Source organism: Streptomyces megasporus, from assembly GCF_000718985.1.
Classification (GTDB): Bacteria; Actinomycetota; Actinomycetes; order Streptomycetales; family Streptomycetaceae; genus Streptomyces; species Streptomyces megasporus.
Window position 1 is genome coordinate 1 of record NZ_JODL01000062.1, and the last position, 1,447, is coordinate 1,447.

General features: G+C 69.8%; 1 protein-coding gene. It reads right to left on the reverse strand.

The window, feature by feature from the left end; all coding sequences use genetic code 11:
- Nucleotides 1-22: 22 nt before the first annotated feature.
- A complete protein-coding gene (locus IF47_RS0126605) occupies nucleotides 23-1,219 on the reverse strand; it encodes an IS110 family RNA-guided transposase (RefSeq protein WP_169745249.1) in 1,197 nt (398 codons plus the stop codon).
- Between the last annotated feature and the right edge of the window lie 228 nt (nucleotides 1,220-1,447).

Here is a 1,447-nt window from a genome sequence, read left to right on the forward strand (position 1 = left end):
GAAAGGCTTCCCAATGCTGATGTCAAGCCGCCGCTGTGACAGGCGGTGTGGCTTGGTAGCACGCTCCGTCACGGATCATGGCCCACAGGACGTTGACGCGGCGACGAGCGAGCGCCAGCAGCGCCTGCTTGTGCCCCTTGCCTTCGGCACGCTTGCGCGCGTAGTACGCCTTCGAGGCCGGACAGCTCTTCAGGCTGGACAGGGCGGAGAGGTACATCGCGTTGAGCAGACCACGGTGGAACCGGCGTGGTCTGCGCAGGTTGCCGCGGACGCGGCCGGAGTCGCGTGGGACCGGCGCCAGGCCGGCGTAGCCGGCGAGCCGGTCGGCGCTGCCGAAGGCGTCCATGTCGCCGCCGGTGGCCGCGAGGAACACGGCGCCCATCTGCTGGCCCATGCCGGGCAGGCTGAGGATCACCTCGGCGTGCGGGTGCTCGCGAAACCGGGCCTCGATGAGCACGTCGAGCTCGGCGATCTCCTCATCGAGGACCATCACCCCCTTCGCCAGCCGCGCCACCATGGCGGCGGCCAGCTTCTCGCCGGGCAGGGCAGTGTGTTGGGCCTGGGCCGCCTCCACCGCCGCCCTGGCCAACGTGGCGGCGCCGCGCACCTTGCGGTTGCGCAGCCAGGTCTCGATGCGCCTGGCGCCGCTGCGGCGGATCACGGCCGGGGTCTGGTAGCCCGTCAGCAGCATGACCGGGCCCTTGTTGGTCAGGTCCAGGGCACGCTCCAGGGCGGGGAAGATCTCCAGCAACTGGGCCCTCAGCCGGTTGATCTGCCGGGTGCGGTCGCAGACCAGGTCGGTGCGGCGGGTGGTCAGGGTGCGCAGGTCCACGGCGATCTCGTCACCGGGCCGCAGCGGTCCCAGGTCACGGCGCATGCGGGCCTGGTCGGCGATGACGAAGGCGTCCTTGGCGTCCGTCTTGGCCTCGCCCCGGTAGGAGGCCGAGGCGCGGTGCACCGTCAGGCCGGTGATGTAGACCATCGGCTGGTCGTGGCCGAGCAGCAACCCAATCAGCAGGGCGGCCCCGCCGTGGTTGAGGTCGACCGCCCACAGCACGTCCTCGTCGAGGGCCAGGACGTCCCCGATCAGCTCCAGCAGGGCCGATTCGTCGTTCAGGACCCGGCGGGACAGCAGTCGATCGCCGTCCGCGTCGATCACCACGCAGTGGTGATGTTCCTTGCCGATGTCCACTCCGGCCCATATCCGGGGCACGGCCACCTCCGCCAGCTCCTCGCGCGTTCTCGGCCCAGCAGACGACCTCGCCGACGTTGCCCTACACAGCGATCGAGTCGCATCTCCCAATTGGCGGTCGAGTCGTCGCGGGGTCCTGGGCGGCCAAGCCTTTCCAGCCATCAGGCGGCGACTGCCATGCAGCCATACCCGGGACCCCCGGGTCCCGCTGATCTTACGAATGACCAGTTCGAACCCACGACAAGAAAGTAGGGC